General features: G+C 45.6%; 4 protein-coding genes. All 4 read right to left on the bottom strand.

Annotated features, from left to right (window positions below):
- Positions 1-135 precede the first annotated feature (135 nt).
- A complete protein-coding gene (locus QEH53_RS23395) occupies positions 136-471 on the bottom strand; it encodes a type II toxin-antitoxin system HicB family antitoxin (RefSeq protein WP_309025657.1) in 336 nt (111 codons plus the stop codon).
- 4 nt (positions 472-475) lie between these two features.
- Complete coding sequence (locus tag QEH53_RS23400) at positions 476-724, bottom strand: type II toxin-antitoxin system HicA family toxin (protein WP_309025658.1); 249 nt, start codon at positions 722-724, stop codon at positions 476-478.
- A gap of 942 nt (positions 725-1,666) precedes the next feature.
- Positions 1,667-2,242 carry a flotillin-like FloA family protein gene (locus QEH53_RS23405; protein ID WP_309025659.1) on the bottom strand — a complete coding sequence of 192 codons (576 nt, stop codon included), beginning with the start codon at positions 2,240-2,242 and terminating at the stop codon, positions 1,667-1,669.
- A gap of 20 nt (positions 2,243-2,262) precedes the next feature.
- On the bottom strand, positions 2,263-2,769 hold the full coding sequence (locus QEH53_RS23410) for a GNAT family N-acetyltransferase (protein ID WP_309025660.1): 507 nt from the start codon (positions 2,767-2,769) through the stop codon (positions 2,263-2,265).
- Positions 2,770-2,872 lie beyond the last annotated feature (103 nt).

The raw sequence follows: 2,872 nt of genomic DNA on the forward strand, positions 1-2,872 counted from the left end.
AACTACTTGCAGCTCGTTCAGAAGAATGAGCGTTTCACCATCGGTTAGTGTGCTTACTTTTTGCTGAATTGCTTTCATTCTTTCTGCCCAACGCCAAGCTGATACGATTCCGGAGGCGCAGCCTTCGGAATTGTATCAAGCGTCTTGTTGGGACTTTGTATTTTTCTTCAAAGCATCAACAATCCAATTGTTTAAACTTTTGTTGTCCTTCTTGGATCGAATGTAGAGAGATCGATGAAGGTCTGGATCTAATCGTAAAGTTAGTTTTCCTGAGAAGGGTTTATCGGGCTCTTCGCCTCGTTCACCACAAAACTCCAGATAGTCATCAATAGATAGTTGAAATTCTTTTTTTAATCCCTCAACGGTGTCGCCTTGGAAGGTGACTACGTCTCTCATGTTGATTACTTCTCCATGAAAGATCTCAGCTTCATCATCGAACTGTACTGTTCCAATGTATCCTTTGTATTCCATGTCTTTATTCTCCTGCTGTTTCTAGAAACCTGCGTACGGATTTAACTGCTCCCTTGTCTGTTTCCTTCTGGGGATGAGGGCGGTGGAAAACTGCTCTCACTCCGTTAAGGTAAATTCGTACGCGTGAACCGCTGCCCTCTGTGATTTCTGCTCCTAGAGCTGATAGAAGATTTTCAATATCTTTCCAGGGAATGTCCGATCGCTCGGGACGCTCCTTGATCTTTTCTAGGGTGAGGCGTTGTTTTCGATTCACGGCTAGATGGTGGCAAAAAGTGCCACCATGTCAAGTCTTCATTCTCTGCCCAACGTCGAGGTGATACGCGAGCTACAGTTAAAGCTCGAACGTTGGATTGAGGTTGGATGTGTCAGGTGTGTTTGAATTTCGGCGAGCGCTTACCCGAGTTGTATCGACCGTCTTGTTCGACCTATTTTTTTTGTATTCACGAGTTGGATTCTTTGGGTATTTGCTGTCTTATCTATGAATGCTTCGGTAATTATTTTTTTCTATGGATCTCTTTGTGTGCTTTAATTCCTCCGTAGATTCCTAATACTGATAGTAGGCATCCAGCAGCTATTCCGGCACCAGCGGGAGTCCTTACTCCTTCGTAGCTCATTGTCTTTCCTGCCTTTTTCTTTTGGTACGCAAGCGTTGAAAGGATGAGACCGGCAGAAACGAGACACAGGGGTAATATGTATGGGGTCCGTTTCTGATTCCAATATTTCTTCATTTCTTTTATTCGTCGAACGCCGAGTCCAGACGCGTAGGCCTCAGTTGGTCGACCGCGTCGGTTGATGGTTGATTTGGTTGATGTCGTTTTGAAAGAGGGGGCGCTTGGCCGGAGTTGTCTGCGACGACTTGTTAGTCCAATGGATCGTGTCTCCAAAGTTTGGATGTTCTATAAGCGATCTTTTAAACTGGCATAGGACCTTGCTCGTCATATCTGGGTAACAGGGTTGGAATGGTGGTTCGTGATGCTTGAAATGTCGAAGTCAAAAAATCCATTCAACTGCTCGAGGATGCAGCTTCCTTCGGTTCGGTAATCCCTTCTTCAAATTCCTATTCTTTTTTGACTAACGTCGAGCTCAGGCGACAAGGCCTAGGCTATGGTTTGAATTTCTGGGGTGGTTGATTTGCATGGGGTCGAAGTGAAAGAGGCGGGCGTTTGCCGCAGTTGCCTGAAGCGTTTGGTTCGACCTAGTTTTGTATCTCAATTCCAATGTCAGTGATGCTGAGTTTGGTGCCTACGTCCGGTGACTTCTCAAGAATGTAAGACTTAAGATCTTGGGTCGGAAACATCGATGCTATCTTCTCTTTCTTTGATTCGTAGAACTCTTCAATTCTTTGAATAATTCTTTCTTTCAAGATTGGGAAGTCGGCTCCGCCTACGTAACGATGAAGGTTAACTTTGTGTGAGACTGTGATCGTCAAAATCCATGATCTCTCCCCTGCAGAAGATAGCTCCATATCAAAACTATCGTGGATACTCGACTTTGCTCGTTCTATCGCCTGTGAAAGACTGTCATCGGTATTCATCGTCGCTAGATCGATCGCGCACGCTCGATCCCACTCTAGCTCAATCCCGTTTCTTTTTGCATCAATAAGCTCGTCAACTACTCCGAACGGGTCTCCGCCACATAGATGGTGAGCTTCTAGTTGGGACAGGCTCACGCCCAATCCGTGGCTTTCGGACTTCTTGAAAAGACGTATGAGCTTCGAAGCTGGACAACCTCGGATGCTCATCGCGAATCGTTCCTTCAGGAATAGGCTCATTTGTTTTCTTCGTCGAACGTCTAGCTCAGACGACGAGCGCTTGCGCTCGTTGTCTGTAGCGCCTGGTTGGGCTCATCGTTTTTTAGTTCATAAAGTACATCAGGACACTTTTCTTCATTGGTGCTCCCGTCTGAAAACAGAATAGCTCGAAAACCGAATCTTTCATAGAATTGACGAGCTCTATGGTTTTCCTGAAACGCGTATAACCTGATTGGTTTCTTTAGTTCGGCTAATGCCTTTTCGAGTAGTTTTCTTCCATAGCCTTTTCTAACACTCTGGGCTTCCACGAATAGGTGAGTGATCCAAGATTCTGACTTTTCATCTTTAGTCGCTATCATCGCTTTGATCTCGGAGTCTTCTTCTAAAACTTCGACCTTTTGATTCGGTATCAATTCCTCTCGCATCCAATTTCGGATTTCGTCTTCCGTATGTGCGGGCTGGGTAAACGACATATGTTTTTTTCTACTGGCAAGGCAGAGGTCGACGATCGCGTCTGAGTCTTCCTTCGTTGCTACTCTAATCATCATTTTTGCCCAACGCTGAGGCCATACGTGGAGGCCTCAGTTGGGGTTCCATTTCAAATTAGTGTTTTCAAGTCTGGGGTCGAGGCGAAAGAGGCGAGCGTTTGCC

The sequence above is a fragment of the Pelagicoccus sp. SDUM812002 genome (assembly GCF_031127835.1).
In the GTDB taxonomy this organism is placed as follows: domain Bacteria; phylum Verrucomicrobiota; class Verrucomicrobiia; order Opitutales; family Opitutaceae; genus Pelagicoccus.

Bases quoted from the DNA above. Each gene is read 5' to 3' on its own strand.
- QEH53_RS23395 (WP_309025657.1), bottom strand. From the start codon at position 471: ATGGAATACAAAGGATACATTGGAACAGTACAGTTCGATGATGAAGCT.
- QEH53_RS23410 (WP_309025660.1), bottom strand. From the start codon at position 2,769: ATGATGATTAGAGTAGCAACGAAGGAAGACTCAGACGCGATCGTCGAC.
- QEH53_RS23405 (WP_309025659.1), bottom strand. From the start codon at position 2,242: ATGAGCCTATTCCTGAAGGAACGATTCGCGATGAGCATCCGAGGTTGT.